At 70.3% G+C, this 15,379-nt stretch carries 14 protein-coding genes; 8 read left to right on the top strand and 6 right to left on the bottom strand.

The genetic code is table 11. The features are described 5' to 3' along the window. Positions 1-62 precede the first annotated feature (62 nt). Positions 63-1,454: a S1 family peptidase gene (locus tag JHN63_RS18405; protein ID WP_200682165.1), complete on the bottom strand. Its 1,392-nt coding sequence runs from the start codon at positions 1,452-1,454 to the stop codon at positions 63-65. 775 nt (positions 1,455-2,229) lie between these two features. Here JHN63_RS18405 and JHN63_RS18400 point away from each other — a divergent pair. From JHN63_RS18400 to JHN63_RS18385, 4 genes are all read left to right on the top strand, one after another. Further along, on the top strand, positions 2,230-2,445 hold the full coding sequence (locus JHN63_RS18400) for a type A2 lantipeptide (RefSeq protein ID WP_200682164.1): 216 nt from the start codon (positions 2,230-2,232) through the stop codon (positions 2,443-2,445). A gap of 119 nt (positions 2,446-2,564) precedes the next feature. Next, the gene (locus tag JHN63_RS18395; protein ID WP_200682163.1) at positions 2,565-3,371 is read left to right on the top strand and encodes an HlyD family efflux transporter periplasmic adaptor subunit; all 807 of its coding nucleotides are present in this window, start codon (positions 2,565-2,567) and stop codon (positions 3,369-3,371) included. Then, entirely contained in the window at positions 3,368-5,590 is a 2,223-nt protein-coding gene (locus JHN63_RS18390; protein WP_200682162.1) for an NHLP family bacteriocin export ABC transporter peptidase/permease/ATPase subunit, read from the top strand. Before JHN63_RS18395 ends, JHN63_RS18390 begins: the two co-directional genes overlap by 4 nt. A gap of 1 nt (position 5,591) precedes the next feature. After that, complete coding sequence (locus tag JHN63_RS18385) at positions 5,592-8,408, top strand: NHLP bacteriocin export ABC transporter permease/ATPase subunit (protein ID WP_200682161.1); 2,817 nt, start codon at positions 5,592-5,594, stop codon at positions 8,406-8,408. A gap of 61 nt (positions 8,409-8,469) precedes the next feature. On the opposite strand, the gene JHN63_RS18380 is transcribed toward JHN63_RS18385, so the two are convergent. The 3 genes from JHN63_RS18380 to JHN63_RS18370 form a co-directional block, all read right to left on the bottom strand. After that, positions 8,470-8,997: an SRPBCC family protein gene (locus tag JHN63_RS18380; RefSeq protein ID WP_200682160.1), complete on the bottom strand. Its 528-nt coding sequence runs from the start codon at positions 8,995-8,997 to the stop codon at positions 8,470-8,472. Positions 8,998-9,003: 6 nt separating this feature from the next. Beyond that, the gene (locus JHN63_RS18375; RefSeq protein ID WP_200682159.1) at positions 9,004-9,348 is read right to left on the bottom strand and encodes a helix-turn-helix transcriptional regulator; all 345 of its coding nucleotides are present in this window, start codon (positions 9,346-9,348) and stop codon (positions 9,004-9,006) included. 101 nt (positions 9,349-9,449) lie between these two features. After that, a complete protein-coding gene (locus tag JHN63_RS18370) occupies positions 9,450-9,887 on the bottom strand; it encodes a VOC family protein (protein ID WP_200682158.1) in 438 nt (145 codons plus the stop codon). An 88-nt stretch (positions 9,888-9,975) separates the two neighbouring features. Here JHN63_RS18370 and JHN63_RS18365 point away from each other — a divergent pair, with 88 nt between their 5' ends. Then, positions 9,976-10,653: a TetR/AcrR family transcriptional regulator gene (locus tag JHN63_RS18365; RefSeq protein WP_200682157.1), complete on the top strand. Its 678-nt coding sequence runs from the start codon at positions 9,976-9,978 to the stop codon at positions 10,651-10,653. Here JHN63_RS18365 and JHN63_RS18360 read toward each other — a convergent pair. Continuing rightward, positions 10,599-11,489 carry an alpha/beta fold hydrolase gene (locus tag JHN63_RS18360; RefSeq protein WP_200682156.1) on the bottom strand — a complete coding sequence of 297 codons (891 nt, stop codon included), beginning with the start codon at positions 11,487-11,489 and terminating at the stop codon, positions 10,599-10,601. The two genes, JHN63_RS18365 and JHN63_RS18360, sit on opposite strands and share 55 nt — an antisense overlap. Positions 11,490-11,612: 123 nt before the next feature. On the opposite strand from JHN63_RS18360, the gene JHN63_RS18355 reads away from it, so the two are divergent. Both JHN63_RS18355 and JHN63_RS18350 read left to right on the top strand, forming a co-directional pair. Continuing rightward, positions 11,613-13,115, top strand: a complete 1,503-nt coding sequence (locus JHN63_RS18355; RefSeq protein WP_200682155.1) for an MFS transporter — start codon at positions 11,613-11,615, stop codon at positions 13,113-13,115. Positions 13,116-13,365: 250 nt separating this feature from the next. Then, positions 13,366-13,743 carry an STAS domain-containing protein gene (locus tag JHN63_RS18350; RefSeq protein WP_200682154.1) on the top strand — a complete coding sequence of 126 codons (378 nt, stop codon included), beginning with the start codon at positions 13,366-13,368 and terminating at the stop codon, positions 13,741-13,743. 147 nt (positions 13,744-13,890) lie between these two features. On the opposite strand, the gene JHN63_RS18345 is transcribed toward JHN63_RS18350, so the two are convergent. Further along, a complete protein-coding gene (locus JHN63_RS18345) occupies positions 13,891-14,328 on the bottom strand; it encodes a protease inhibitor (protein WP_200682153.1) in 438 nt (145 codons plus the stop codon). 370 nt (positions 14,329-14,698) lie between these two features. On the opposite strand from JHN63_RS18345, the gene JHN63_RS18340 reads away from it, so the two are divergent. Then, the gene (locus JHN63_RS18340) at positions 14,699-15,250 is read left to right on the top strand and encodes a hypothetical protein (protein WP_200682152.1); all 552 of its coding nucleotides are present in this window, start codon (positions 14,699-14,701) and stop codon (positions 15,248-15,250) included. The last annotated feature ends 129 nt before the right edge of the window (positions 15,251-15,379 follow it).

The raw sequence follows: 15,379 nt of genomic DNA, 5'->3' as shown, positions 1-15,379 counted from the left end.
GGCCCTCCCGCCGGAGGGCCGGACCGATCCACCGCCGACCTGAACTGCTGGAAGGGGTCGGATCAGTGGTTCGAGGTGAGCGAGGAACCGTCGTCGGCTCCGGTGCCGTCACCGGACACGTCGCCGGTTCCGTCGCCCGTCGCGTCGCCGGTTCCGGACTGGTCGCCCGTGCCGTCCGTGGCCGTGGCGTTCGGGTCGACGGCTCCGGACTCGTCACCGGTGCCGTCCGTGGCGGACGGGTCGGCGGCGGTGGCCGACGGGTCGGCCGTGGCGGTGTCGTCGCCCGCGCCCGCGCCCGCACCGGCACCCGCGTCGCCGAGGGTGGCCCCGGTCGCCGTCAGCGCGGCGGTGACCGGCTGGAAGAAGGTCTCGCCGCCGCTGGTGCAGTCGCCGCTGCCGCCGGAGGTGAGGCCGACCGCGCCGCCGTCCTGGGTGAAGAGCGAGCCGCCGCTGTCACCCGCCTCGGCGCAGACGTCCGTCTGGATGAGGCCGTTGACGGTGTCGACGCCGTTGGGGTCGGTCTCGCTCTGGAAGTTGACCGTCGCGTCGAGCCCGGTGACCGTGCCGTCGTGCAGACCGGTGGTGGAGCCCATCCGGAAGACCTGGGTGCCGACCGTGGCGTCCTCGGCCTGAGTGATCTGGACGGTCTGGCCGTTGCCCACGTTGACGTCGCTCGTGGTCTGCGTGGCCGGGTCGTCGTACTTCACGAGGGAGAAGTCGCTGACGGGGAAGGTGGCCTGGTCGACCGTGGCGATCGGCTGGCCGTCCTGTGTGTCGGACCACTGCTTCGCCGCGACACCGCAGTGTCCTGCGGTCAGGAAGGCGGGGGTGCCGTCGCTCGCGGTGACGTTGAAGCCGAGGGAGCAGCGGACGCCGCCCTGGTCGGTCTGGGCGAAGATGGCGTCGCCGCCCGAGACCAGCGTCTTGAAGGAGCCGGCGGTCTTCTTGACGGTGGCCATGTCGGTGCCGAGGCTCTTGACCGTCGACAGCACGGTGTCCCACTTGCTGCCGGTGACGGTGCTGTCGGCGAGGACCTGGATCTTGTTGGTCTTCGGGTCGACCGACCAGGCGGTGCCGGGGACGGTCGCCTTGGTCTTCAACACCTGGGCGGCGGCGGTGAGTTCGGCGGTGCTGTTCTGCACCTCGCGCACCTTGGCGCCGGCCTTCTCCGCCTGCACGACCACGTTGTTGTTGTCGCCCGAGATCACGTTGACGACGAGCTGCTGCGTGGCGCTGTCGTAGTAGGACCCGGCGAAGGCGTCACCCAGCAGTCCGGCGATCTGCGCGGAGAGGTCGGAGGCACCCGTCGCCTTGAGGGTCTTGGGGGTGGCGGCGCCTGCCGAGTTGTCCTGGGACGCGTTGGCGTTCGGCAGCAGGATCGCCGCCGCTCCGAGAGCAGCGACACCGCCGATGGCTATCGCGGCCTTGCGCTTCGGAATTCGCTTGTGACTCAAACTTCTCGACCTCCTGGGGACCGGGGTCTGCGCCGCCGGGGGTGGCGGCTTTGGGGGGCGCCTGGATGCCCGTTGATACGCACGTGTCACGTGAGGTGTTCAATTCCGTTTCCCAACTTCCTTTACGAAAACGGGAATCGGCCATGTGCAAGCCCTGACCCGGCAGAGGTACGAGGTGGCTGCGGGCCCGTACTCACGGCGTTGCGGCCCCGGTCCGACCGGTGCGCCGCGAGTGGCCGGATGTCTTGATCGAATCGGTGGAGATCAAACCTGCCCGCACACGGGTCCTGTTCGCGCACCCCTCGCCCGCCCCGCGGACCGACACGGAACGCAGTCGTTCAGGAACGGTCCGTAGAGAACGGTGAACGGAATCCTCGCTTCAGGGAATCTGCACAGCGCGTACCCAACCAAGTCACCGGACTCCACGGATCTGCACATGCACACACCCCCCGCGAACGCCTTTGGTGGGGAGTGCCCGATTCCGCTTCGGCGCCGCAAGCCCTCTCGCGGAGCGATGCCGCGCACCGTGTGAAGAACTCGCCGACACCTGGTGCCCATGCCTGCACGGTTCGCGCCCCCTGAGGCTCAAGTGCCCTGGTGGGGCCGGAGTTTGATTGGCTGCGCCGACCGGCCGCGTGCTTTGATCCATCGCACCGCAGGAGCCGCGAGGGCTCCGGAAACGACGCCCGCCCGGCGCCTGCGGTCGCGGCCGTCATCTGTCCCCAGAGGGGGCCGCTCCCCCCTTGTGACTATCCATATGAAGGGAAGTTCCCCCATGAACTCCACCCCCCAGGTCCAGACCGCCGAGATCTCCGACGCCGAGCTCGACAACGTCTCCGGTGGTCTCTCCCTGAACGCCCTCGGCACCGTCACCGGCCTGGTCGACGGCGTTGTCCCGGTCTCCGGCCTGGTCGACTCGGTCATCGGCACGGTCGAGGGCACCACCGGCCTGAGCGTGGCCCCGGTCACGCACCTGGTCGCCGGTCTCTGATCGCCCCTTGTTCCACCGAGTCCCGGAGCCGTTTCCCGGCTCCGGGGCTTTCCGGTGTCGTCAACAGGTGCCGTTCTCGGGTGCCGTAGAAGATCTCTCCCCCAGGTGAGGGAAGTCCCGTGCAGTTCCGCCAACAGGCCCTCGCCAAGCTCCAGTCGGCCGAGGAGCTGGATCTTCCGGTGCGTTTCGCGCGTCCGCAGGGCTGGCTCGTGCTCTGTGTGACGGTGGTCGTGGTGGCCGCCGCGTCCGTGTGGGCGGTCACCGGTTCCGTGGCGTCCACGGTCGGGGCGTCCGCCATCCTCACGCACGGGGAGGGCAGTTACATCCTGCAGAGCCCGGTCGCCGGCCAGGTCACCGCCGTCGTCGCCCAGGAGGGCGCGCGGCTGCCGGCCAACTCCCCTGTGCTGAAGGTCCGTACGGCCGACGGTGACGCCGTCGTGCGCACGGTCGCCGCGGGCCGGATCACCGCGCTCGCCGCCACCATCGGCCAGATCATCCAGACGGGCGCGAACGTCGCCGCCGTGGAGAAGGTCGCGCACGTCGCCGACCCGCTCTACGCGACGGTGTACGTCCCCGCCGAGAACGCGGCCTCCATCCCCGCGAACGCCTCCGTCGACCTGACCGTCTCGTCGGTTCCGACGCAGACGTACGGCGTGCTGCGCGGCCATGTGAAGTCGGTGGACCGGTCCGCTCAGTCGGCGCAGCAGATCGCCGCGTTCCTCGGGGACAGCCAACTCGGCGAGCAGTTCACCAAGAAGGGCAGGCCGGTGGCCGTACTGGTGAAGCTCGACAAGGAGAAGGGGACCAAGAGCGGTCTCAAGTGGTCGTCCCAGGACGGCCCGCCGTTCGCCCTCACCTCCATGACCATGGCCTCGGCCTCGATCCGGCTGGCCGATCAGCGTCCCCTCGATTGGCTGCTGCCGTGAGCCCCGCGCAGGACACCCGCTCCCGGCGCCGCTCCGCGCCACCGAAGCGCCCGGTGCCCAAGGGCCGTGCGAAGACGGTCCGTTCACCCACCGTGCTCCAGATGGAGGCCGTCGAGTGCGGCGCCGCCTCCCTCGCGATGGTCCTCGGCTTCTACGGCCGCCACGTCCCGCTGGAGGAGCTGCGCATCGCCTGCGGGGTCTCCCGCGACGGCTCGCGCGCCAGCAACTTGCTGAAGGCGGCCCGCAGTTACGGCCTCACGGCCAAGGGCATGCAGATGGACACGGCCGCCCTCGCCGAAGTGCGCTCCCCCGCCGTCCTGTTCTGGGAGTTCAACCACTACGTCGTCTACGACGGCATGGGCCGCCGCTTCGGCCGGCGCGGGGTGTACATCAACGACCCCGGCAAGGGGCGGCGGTTCGTGTCCATGGAGGACTTCGACGCGAGCTTCACCGGTGTCGTCCTCGTCATGGAACCGGGCGACGGCTTCGAGAAGGGCGGCCGCAGGCCGGGTGTCCTGGGCGCGATGCCGGCCCGGTTGCGCGGCACCGCGGGCACGATGCCCGCCGCCGTGCTCGCGAGTCTGCTGCTGGTGCTGGTCGGTGCGGCGATGCCCGCGCTCAGCCGGACCTACATCGACATGTTCCTGATAGGCGGTCAAACCTCCCTGCTGGGCGTGCTGTTCGCGTCGATGGGCACCTGCGTGCTGCTCACGCTGGCGCTGACCTGGCTCCAGCAGGCGAATCTGCTGCACGGCCGGATCATCTCCTCCACGCTCTCCAGCGCCCGCTTCCTGCGCCATCTGCTGCGGCTGCCGGTGACGTTCTTCTCCCAGCGCAGCCCGGCCGACCTGGTGCAGCGCCTCCAGTCGAACGACGCCGTCGCCGAGACCCTGGCCCGCGACCTCTCGGCCGCCGGGGTGGACGCGGTGGTCGTGGTGCTCTACGCGTTCCTCCTCTACACCTACGACCCCCAACTCACGTACGTGGGCATAGGTGTCGCGCTGCTGAACGTGGTGGCGATGCGGGTCGTCATCAAACTGCGCGCGACCCGGACCGCGAAGCTGCGCGCCGACTCCGCCCGGCTCACCAACACGGCATACACCGGGCTCCAGTTGATCGAGACGATGAAGGCGACCGGCGGCGAGGACGGCTACTTCCGCAAGTGGGCCGGGCAGCACGCCACCACCCTGGAGGAGCAGCAGCGGCTCGGGGTGCCGAGCGCCTGGCTGGGCGTGGTCGCGCCGACGCTCGCCTCCCTCAACAGCGCGCTGATCCTGTGGATCGGCGGTATGCGGGCCGTGGAGGGGGGCATCTCGGTCGGTCTGCTGGTCGCCTTCCAGGCGCTGGTCACCCGCTTCACCGCGCCGATCACCCGGCTCAACGGTGTCGCGGGCCGTATCCAGGACTTCGCGGCCGACGTGGCCCGGCTCAAGGACGTCGAGAACTTCCAGGCCGATCCCCTCTACTCCCGTGCGGGCGGCGCCGATTCGACCCGTCGGCTGCACGGCCACGTCGAACTGGAGAACATCATCTTCGGCTACAGCCCGCTCGACAAACCGCTGCTCACCGGTTTCGACCTGACGGTGGGCCCGGGTCAGCAGGTGGCGCTGGTCGGCGGTTCCGGCAGCGGCAAGTCGACGGTGTCCAGGCTGATTTCGGGCCTCTACACGCCCTGGGAGGGTGTGATCCGTATCGACGACCACCGGCTGGAGGACATCCCGCGCGGCGCCCTCGCCGCCTCCGTCTCCTTCGTCGACCAGGACGTGTTCCTCTTCGAGGGCTCGGTCCGCGACAACGTGGCGCTGTGGGACCCGTCGATCCCGGACGAGGCGGTGGTGGAGGCGCTGCGGGACGCGGCCCTGTACGACGTGGTCGTGCGCCGCCCCGGCGGCATCCACAGCCGGGTCGAGCAGGACGGGCGCAACTTCTCCGGCGGTCAGCGCCAACGCCTGGAGATCGCACGGGCGTTGGTGCGCAGGCCCAGCATCCTCGTCCTCGACGAGGTGACCAGCGCACTGGACGCGGAGACCGAACTGGTCGTGATGGACAACCTGCGCAAGCGCGGCTGCGCCTGTGTGGTGATCGCGCACCGGCTCAGCACCGTGCGCGACAGCGACGAGATCGTCGTCCTCGAACACGGCACGATCGTGGAACGCGGGCGGCACGACGCCCTGGTGGCGGCCGGCGGCGCCTACGCCACGCTGGTCAAGGAGCGGTGAGATGACGTCCGTCCACGAGGGCGACCTGGTCCTCGGCGCGCTGGGATCCCTGGGCACGCCGATCGACTGCGCCGGGTTCAACCGCCTCGACCTCGAAGGCCCGCAGGTGCTGTGGCTGGTCGCGTCCGGCGCCATCGACCTGTTCGCGGTGGACGCCGTGCAGCAGGGCCACTGGCACCACCTCGGCCGACTGGAGGCGGGCGCGCTGCTGCTCGGCCCGGTCACCGGTCCCCAACACACCCTGGTGGCACGCCCGTTGCGCGACTGCGTGGTGCACCGCATCGGCCTGCGCGAGCTGTACCAGCCCGCCAACACCGAGACCTGGTCGTACGACGCGTACGGCAACCCCCAGTACGTACCGCCGACTTCGAGCCCCCTGGAACACGCCCTCGCCCTCGGTGTCGGCCGCGGTCTGTCCATCCTCTTCCAGGCACCGATGGCCGGCGAGCGGGCCGCCGCGCCCACCGATGACGACGTCTTCTGGATGCAAGTGCCACCGGGCAGCGTGCAGTACGGCTCGCTGTACGGCGCGGAGGCGGCGGCCGATCTGCTGATGGACCCGGGTGTCTGGCAGGGCATGGTCGACCAGCAGTACCGGCTGCTGTCCACGCTGGACAAGTGGATCGAGCAACTGGAGCGGACGCACGAGACGCGAACCGCCGCCGGTATCAAGGCCGGTGAGGCGGTCCGCGCGCAGGCCGACCGGACGCTGCTGGCGTCGATCGGCAAGTCCGGTGCCCGGCGCACGACTTCGGCCGACGCCGACGCCTCGTACGCGGCCTGCAAGGTGGTCGCCGAGGCGGCCGGCATCACCCTCGCGGAGCCCGCGCAGAGCGGCGGCGAGAGCGACCGCCTCGACCCGGTCGAGCGCATCGCCCTCGCCTCCCGGGTCCGGGTGCGTGGTGTACGGCTCGACGGACGCTGGTGGCGTGACAACGTCGGTCCGCTGGTGGGCCGTCGAGCCCTGTCCGGGGCGCCGGTCGCCCTGCTGTGGCGGCGCGGCGGCTATGTCGCCGTCCATCCGGCGACCGGCCGCGAGACGCCGATCGAGAAGGCGAACGCGGCGGAGTTCGAGCCGCGCGCGGTGATGTTCTACCGCCCGCTGCCCGAGCGCCGCCTCAGTCCGCTCGGGCTGCTCCGCTTCTCCTTGCAGGGCACCGGCAGCGACCTGTCGAACCTCCTGATCAGCGGGTTGGTGACGGTCGCGATCGGGGCGCTGGTACCGATCGCGACGGGCAAGGTACTCGGCGAGTTCGTGCCGAAGGCCCAGACGAACCTGATCGTGCAGGTCTGTCTCGCCGTGATGATCACCAGCGTGGTCGCGGCGGCCTTCATGCTGCTGGAGAACCTCACCATCCTCCGCCTGGAGGGCCGGATCGAGGCCACCCTCCAACCGGCAGTCTGGGACCGCCTGTTGAGGCTGCCGACGACGTTCTTCACCGAACGCTCCACCGGTGAGCTGGCGAGCGCGGCGATGGGCATCAGCTCGATTCGCCGTCTGCTGGCGGGAGTCGGCCCGGTGGTCGCCCAGTCGGTGACGGTCGGCGTGATGAATCTCGGACTTCTCTTCTGGTACAGCCCCTCGCTGGCGTTCGCCGCGATCGGCATGCTCGTCGTGATCGCGGCCGTGTTCCTGAGCCTCGGCCTGTGGCAGGTCCGCTGGCAGCGCAAGCTGGTCGTCCTCAGCAACAAGCTGAACAACCAGGCGTTCCAAACCCTGCGCGGGCTACCGAAGTTGCGGGTCGCGGCGGCCGAGAACTACGCCTACGCGGCCTGGGCGTCCGAGTTCGCGCGCAGCCGCGAGCTGCAGCAGAAGGTCGGCCGGATCAAGAACCTCACCACGGTGATGGGCGCGGTGTATCTGCCGGTCTGCACCCTGCTGATGTTCATGCTCCTGGCGGGCCCGGCGCGCGGCTCGATGTCGGCCGCGTCCTTCCTCAGCTTCAACACCTCGGTGACGATGCTGCTGACCTCCGTCACCAGCCTGACCGGCGCCTTCGTCTCGACGGTCTCCGCCCTGCCCCTGTTCGAGGAGATCAGGCCGGTCCTGGACGCGGCCCCCGAGGTCCGCACGGCGAGCACCCGCCCCGGCCGCCTGTCCGGCGCGATCGAAGCCCGCCGCGTCTCCTTCCGGTACGCGGACGACGGCCCCCTCGTGCTCGACGACGTGTCGTTCGAGGCGCGCGCGGGCGAGTTCGTGGCGATCGTCGGCCCCAGCGGCTGCGGCAAGTCCACCCTGCTCCGCCTCCTCATCGGCTTCGACAGACCGGTCTCCGGCAGCGTCCTCTACGACGGCCAGGACCTCGGCGCGCTCGACCAGTCGGCGGTGCGGCGACAGTGCGGGGTGGTGCTCCAGCACGCGCAGCCGTTCACCGGTTCCATCCTGGACGTCATCTGCGGCACCGAGCCGTTCACGCCGGAGGAGGCGATGGCTGCGGCCGAGATGGCGGGGCTCGCCGAGGACATCAGGCGGATGCCGATGGGCCTGCACACCATCGTCTCCGGCAGCGGCGCGGTGTCGGGCGGCCAGCGTCAACGCCTCATGATCGCCCAGGCGTTGATCCGCCGGCCGCGCATCCTGTTCTTCGACGAGGCGACCAGCGCCCTGGACAACGAGACCCAGCGCACGGTGATCGAGAGCACCAAGGCCCTCAACGCCACCCGCATCGTCATCGCGCACCGCCTGTCGACCGTGCTGGACGCGGACCGTGTGGTCGTCATGGAGGACGGCAAGGTCGCCCAACAGGGCCCGCCCGCCCAGCTGTTGGCGGACACGGGCGGGCGGCTGCACGAGTTGGTGCGGCGGCAGATGGCGTGACGGGCCGGTGTCGGTGTGATGGCTCGGTCGACGTGACCGGCGGGTCCAGGCCCGGGATGCGTCAGTCCAGGCCCGGCACGGGCGCACCTGAGGGGACCCCGGCCGCCAAGTACCCGTCGTAGAACACCTTCCAGGGCGCACCGGCACCCGTGTGCGGCCCCTCCACACGCTCGCCGCGGGCCTTCGCGTCCAGGGCGCCGAGGCAGACCTCCCAGCCGGCGCCGTTGCGGGACGCGGTGTCCTCGGCGCTCAGGACGTTGGTGAGGGTGAAGCGGGTGCGCTTCTCCTCGACCTCCTCCAGGTCGAAGTGCAGCTCGTCGCCGCCCCATGCGAAGGAGAGATGCCGGGGTGCGTCGACGGCGAGGACACGGCCGGTCGACTCCGGCATGTTCGGGTCGCCGCTGAAGGTGACCGTGCCTCCGGGGCGCAGTTCGAACTCGGCGCGGGAGGGGAACCACTGGGTGAGTTCGTCCGGGTCGGTCACGAACTGCCAGACGCGGTCGCGGGGTTGGTCGTAGGTGCGGCTGAACCGGACGGCGGGGCGGCCGTCGTCCAGGGTCAGGTATGTGCCGGTGAGGTCGACGGACATGGTGGATCAGTCCTTCGGGGTGGGGTGCGGGGTGTCGTCCTGCGACGTCTCGTCGAGGCGTCGGCCCAACCTGTCCAGGCTGCGGTTCCACAGCTCGCGGTAGGGGGCGAGCCAGGCGTCGAGCTCGGCGATCGGGCCGGGATCGAGGGCGTAGACGCGGCGCTGCGCGTCCTGCCGTACGCGGACCAGGCCCGCGTCCCGCAGCACGCGCAGGTGCTTCGACGTGCTCGGCTGGCTCAGACCGCAGGCCTCCCCTATCTCGCCGACGGGCCGGGGCCGCTCCAGGAGCAGGGCGACGATGGCCCGCCGGTGGGGATCGGCGAGGGCGGTCCAGAGCGAGGCGTCGGACATGGCTCCAATATGCCTCTGCTGTTATATGCCGGTCAAGGCATGGACACATCGTGACCCGCTCAGGCGGCCGCGCGCCCCGCCCAGACAGCCGCGCGCGCCGCTCAGGACACCGGGCGGCCGTACCCGGGGACGCCCTCGTGATCCACCCCGTGCGCCGCCCAGCTGTACAGATGCAGGTCGAGGCCGTCGGGGTCGTTGAACACGAGCAGCCAGCCGATCGAGGCCTCGATGACCGGCGAGTGCGGGATACCGAGGGTGTCGAGATGAGCAGCCCACGCCTCGACGTCGGCACGGTCCCGGACTCCGAAGCTGACCGGGTCGAAGCCCTGACAGCCGTGCACCGCCTGGGAGTTGACGCGCAGACAGAGCATCGCGTCGCCGAGTCCCGGCACCTCCCCCGCCACCCCGCGCACGACGCCTTCCGCGTCCGGGAACTCGTGGGTGACCTTGAAACCGAGGACGCGTCCGTACCAGTCGCGCGAGCGGTCGAGATCGGTGACGGGCAGCTTCACGTGGTGGATTCCGACGAGTTCCGGCATGGCACCCACACTCCTCATCGCCCCGATGATCGCCTTGACTGATTTCACCGCAGTACCACTGCGACGATTTCCTTCTAGACTCCTCCCCATGTCCGACCCCGTCAACCAGAAGAGCGACCGGAAGAGCCGCCAGACGCGGCCCTACCGCTCGGCCAAGCGCGCCGAGGCGGCAGCGGCGACCCGCGCCCGCATCCGGGAGGCGGCCGCGCGGCTGTTCACGGAGAAGGGGTACACGGGCACCCGCATGAAGGAGGTCGCGGCGCTGGCCGGTGTCGGCGAGCGCACGCTGTACGACGCGTTCCCCACCAAGGCCGCACTGTTCGGACACACCCTGGGCGTCGCGATCGCCGGTGACGAGGAGCCGGTCGCCGTCCCCGAGCGCCCCGAGACCCTGGCGATCCGGGACGAGACCGACCCCGAGCGCGCGATCGGCCGTACCGTCGGCCAGATCACCGAACTGCTGGAGCGCGCCGGTGACTTGATCATGGTGACCGTCGAGGCGGCCGGCGCGGACCCGGACATGCGGGCGTCCGCGGACGCCGGAGCCGAGGCGACGTACGGCGTACATCTGGCCCTGACCACGGCACTTGAGGAGCGCGGAGCCCTCCGCCCGGGCCTCGACGCGCGCACCGCCGCCGACACGCTCTACGCCCTGGCGTCACCACACATGCACCAACTCCTGCGCAGGCACCGGGGTTGGACGAGCGACGCCTACCGGACCTGGCTGCGGCGGGTGTTGGTCGCGGAGCTGCTCGGCTCAAACTGAGCCGACCCCTCCCACAGTTCAGGGAGGTCACCGTCGCGGCTGTGCATCTGGGTCGCCAACACCCGTACCGCCGCAGCGAATTGCCCGGGGTTGCGCAGGAACTCCATGTGGATGCCGGGGAATTCGACCCACGGCACCCCGATCCGCCGGGCGATCTCGATCGACGGCCGGGCGTAGTACGTACCGCGGTCCTCCGCTCCCGCCCCCAACACCACGGGAAACGGCACCGACTTGAGCGCGGTCTCGTCGGGCCGGAAACCGGCGAAGCCCGGCCACTCCGTACCGAAGAGGTGGTCCTGGTTCCCGAGGAACCGCTTCCAGAGGTCGGCGGGCCAGCGGTACGTCCCCTCGCCGCGCGTCGTCTCCCCGAACCGGCGCCCGGCCGCGGGTGCCCCACCCTGCTCGTACAGCGCGGCCAGTTCGGCGAAGAAGCCGCGCCCGGGGTCGCCGTCGGGCAGGACGTTCACCGCGGGCGGCTCATGGGCGACGAGACCCTCCAGCATCTCCGAGTGCAGCGCGGCCAGCGTGAGGCCGATGACCGCGCCCCCGCTGTTGCCGAACACCAGCGCCCGCCCGTCGGCGAGGCCGGCGATGAGCGCCCGGGCGTCGGCCGCCTGCACGGCGAGGCTCATGGGCGCCCCTGACCTGCCGGAACTGCGCGAGTTGCCGCGTCGGTCGTACGAGATCACCATGAATGCGTCGGAAAGGATCTCGGCGATTCCGGTGTAGTAGCCGGCGTCTCCCCCGGCCCCGCTGATCAGCAACAGCGCCGGGCCGGTACCGCGTACCTCGTAGTACAGCCCGGCCCCGTCGACCTCGAACACGCCACTGCGCATGTCTGCTCCCCGTCCTCAGCGAAACGTTGCCGTTTCGCTGAAAGTGCTCTAGTCTCGATGTGTACGAAACCGTTTCGTTTACGTTTTGGTAAACCCTGAACGACTTCCCTGGAGTGGTTCCCGATGTCCCAGAAGACTCTGACCGAAGGCACCCAGCCGGGTGTCACGGAGGCGCAACCGACGTCCTCCTCCAAGCGGTGGTGGATCCTCGCAACCGTCGCCGTAGCGCAGCTGATGGTGGTCCTCGACGCCACCATCGTGAACATCGCCCTCCCGTCGGCCCAGAAGGACCTCGGGTTCTCCGACGGCAACCGGCAGTGGATCGTCACCGCGTACGCCCTGGCGTTCGCCTCCCTGCTGCTGCTCGGCGGCCGGATCGCCGACCTGTTCGGCCGCAAGACCGCCTTCCTCGTCGGCGTCGTCGGATTCGCCGGCGCCTCCGCCCTCGGCGGTGCCGCCAACAGCTTCGGGATGCTGGTCACCGCACGCGCCCTCCAGGGTGTCGCGGGCGCGCTGCTCGCGCCGGCCGCGCTCTCCCTGCTCAACACGACCTTCACCGACGCCCGTGAGCGCGCCAGGGCGTTCAGCGTCTACGGCGCGATCGCCGGCGCCGGTGGTGCGGTGGGTCTGCTGCTCGGCGGGGTGCTGACCGACGCCTTCGACTGGCGCTGGACGCTCTATGTGAACGTCGCCATCGCGTTCGTCGCCTTCGCGGGCGGCTGGATCCTGCTCTCCAACCACCGTGACGCGGCGGGCTCCAAGCTGGACGTGCCGGGCACGGTACTGGTCGCCGGTGGTCTGTTCTCCCTCGTCTACGGTTTCTCCAACGCCGAGACGCACGACTGGAGTTCACCGCAGACCTGGGGCTTCCTGATCGCCGGCGCCCTGCTGCTGACGGCCTTCGTCTGGTGGCAGAACCGCGCCGAGCACCCGCTGCTGCCGCTGCGCATCCTGCTCGACCGCAATCGGGGGGCCTCGTTCCTCGCCGTGCTGATCACCGGTGCGGGCATGTTCGGCGTATTCCTCTTCCTCACCTACTACCTCCAGTTGAACCTCGGCTTCAGCCCCACCAAGACCGGTGTCGCCTTCCTGCCGATGATCGGCGCCCTGATGGTCATGGCACAGGTGGGCACCACGATGCTCGTGCCGCGGCTCGGCCCGAAGGTCGTCATTCCGCTGGGCTTCGCCATCGCCATGGTCGGCATGGCCTGGCTGACCGGCATCGGGGTCGGCTCGTCCTACGCGACGCACGTCCTGCCACAGCTGATCGTGATCGGCGCGGGCCTCGGCATGGTGATGCCGCCGGCGATGCAGCTCGCCACGAGCGGTGTGGCCGCAGAGGACGCGGGTGTCGCCTCGGCGACGGTCAACGCCATGCAGCAGGTGGGCGGTTCGATCGGCACGGCGCTGCTGAACACGCTGGCCGCGAGCGCCGCGACGGACTACCTCGCCGGGAAGGACGCGCGCAGCAAGCTGGTCCAGGCGCAGGCGACGATCGAGAGCTACACCACCGCGTTCTGGTGGTCGGCGGGCTTCTTCGCCGCGGGCACGCTGATCGCGCTCGTGCTCTACCGTCGCGGGGTCCCGCAGCAGGACGCGGACGCCGCACCGGTCGTCCACATGTGACCGGCCCCGCCCGAGGCCGTAGTCAAGGCCGAGGCCGGGCCTGAGCCCGAGCCGCACAGACCGAGGGGCCGCCGTCCGCAGGGAGACGGCGGCCCCTCTTCGGCCTCTCGCGGCCGGCAAGTCAATGCCCTGGACCGAAATTCACCATGTCGAGTGAACCAGATCTTGCGGGCGGCGTGTCGGGGATGCCCGGGGCTTCTCCGGGGTAACTACCGAGACCGAATGCGCCCCGTGCCGAGGTGGAGCGGCCATGACAGCGGAAGCGGACGAACGCGACAGTCCCACGGCCAACTCCTGTGCCCGCACCCGGTCGCAGGGACCCTTCACGGTGGTCGAGGTGTCGGGGGAGATCGACATGGCGACGGCCGGTTTCGTGGTCGAGCACCTGGACGCCGCGACGGCGGTCCCGGAGCCCGACGTCCTGGTGGACCTGCGGCCCGTCGAGTTCCTCGACTGCTCGGGACTGCGTGCCCTGTGCCGGGCCGAGCGACGGGCCCGGGAGCGCGGCGGGCGGCTGCGCGTCGTCTCCGACGGGCCGCGCATCGACCGGCTGCTGCGCGCCTCCGGACTGTTCGGCCGCTTCCCGCCGCTGCGCGCCCTGCCCGCCGAGCCGGAGCGGCAGCGATGACGACGAACGAGGCAGGGGCCGGCACGGGCGACCCCACACCGCCCGGCCGACCCCTGATGCGGGACCGCAGTGCTCCGCGACAGGGGCACGCACTCCCCAGCTACGGACCCTCCCTGTTGCTCACGGAGACCGTGCGGTCCCGGTCTCTCAGAACGTGAAGACGCCTCCGTATCCGTAGGAGTCCTTCACGCACTCGTTGGAGAAGACGCGCTCGTAGGAGACGCGCTTGCCCTGCCACACCCCGTCGATCGTGACGACGACGGGGCGGTAGAGCTTGTTGCAGAGCACGTCGGGCCGGGCCGTCAGGGCGTCGAAGTCGCCCCCGACACCGCGCAGTTCGGCGCAGGCGTCAGCCGCGGCCGGATGGGTGCCGGAGGAGGTGGGCGCGCAGGTGAGGGTCACGGCGCGTTCCGGTGTGGCGAGGGCGGCTTCGTCGCCGTGGCCCATGGTCAGCACCAGGGCCGACGGGGCGTAGAGCGCGTTCGGGCCGGCTCCGTGGGCCGCGAGGGCCGACCCGGTCAGGGGTCCGCAGACGGCGGTGGCCGTCAGACCCAGGGTCGCTGCCCAGCGCGCGGTGTTCCGCATTGTGTGCATCCTTCCGCTCGATACGAACCGATCACGAACCGATCGACAACGGATCGGTTCGAGTCGGTGCCGGTCCCGCTCGGTCGGTGCCGGACCGGCGGGCGCCACTCTGCCGAGTCCGCCGCCGAAACTCACATCCCACCCACAGGTTTCAGTAACCTTGCGTGTTGAATCAGTGGCGTGAAGTCACAGAATTCGAACGTGCGAACCCCGCAACCACGGGGTTCTTGATCGTCGGATCGGGCCGGATGGCCGGTTTACCCCCGCTCGCGGATCGTCCTGAAACAGTCCCGAAACATTCCACTTCAGCTCTCGGCGCACTCCGCCGCAGCCCCTTGCTTTCGTCCTGTGCGCGAGTAATCGTCATTACATGATTACGACAGAGCAGCAGGAGAAACTTCGCGGCTGGTTCACCGGCCGTCTGCCCGACGACCTGTTCGAGGAGTTGGTCGAGGTCACGGTCGACCGCGAGGAGATCACCGTCATCGGCCGCATCCCCGGGCCCAAGCTCGCCGAGGGCGTCTCGGACGCCGAGAAGGAGGCGGCGGTCCAGGGCCGGGTCCAGGAGTTCCGCGAGCGCACCCGGGAGACCCGGATCGCACTCGCCCGCGAGGCCGAGCACCGGTTCCGCAGGAAGGTCTCGTGGGGCGTGGAGTGTGCCGGGGAGCGCTCCCTGTTCACCCACATCTCCGCCCCCGTCATGACCCGGCTGCGCCAGCCCGAGCGCCAGGTCCTCGACACCCTCATCGCCGCCGGAGTGGCCCGCAGCCGCAGCGACGCGCTCGCCTGGTGCGTCCGCCTCGTCCAGCGCCACACCGACGACTGGCTCACCGAACTGCGCGACTCCCTCGAACACGTCCAGCGGGTCCGCGCCCAGGGCCCCGACTCCGAACCGGAGGACGCCCCGAGCGACAGCGAATAGAAGCTTGGGTGGATGATTCCTCCACCCCGGGCGCGGAAGATGGATGAACCGTCCTCTGGTGCGGGTGTCACGGCCCGCCATAACGTCGGCGGACACCCTGAGGACGGCATCCGCTCACCCCGCCAACCC

It is taken from the genome of Streptomyces sp. MBT65 (assembly GCF_016612545.1).
Lineage (GTDB): Bacteria > Actinomycetota > Actinomycetes > Streptomycetales > Streptomycetaceae > Streptomyces.
This window is presented reverse-complemented; position numbering and strand designations above follow the sequence as displayed.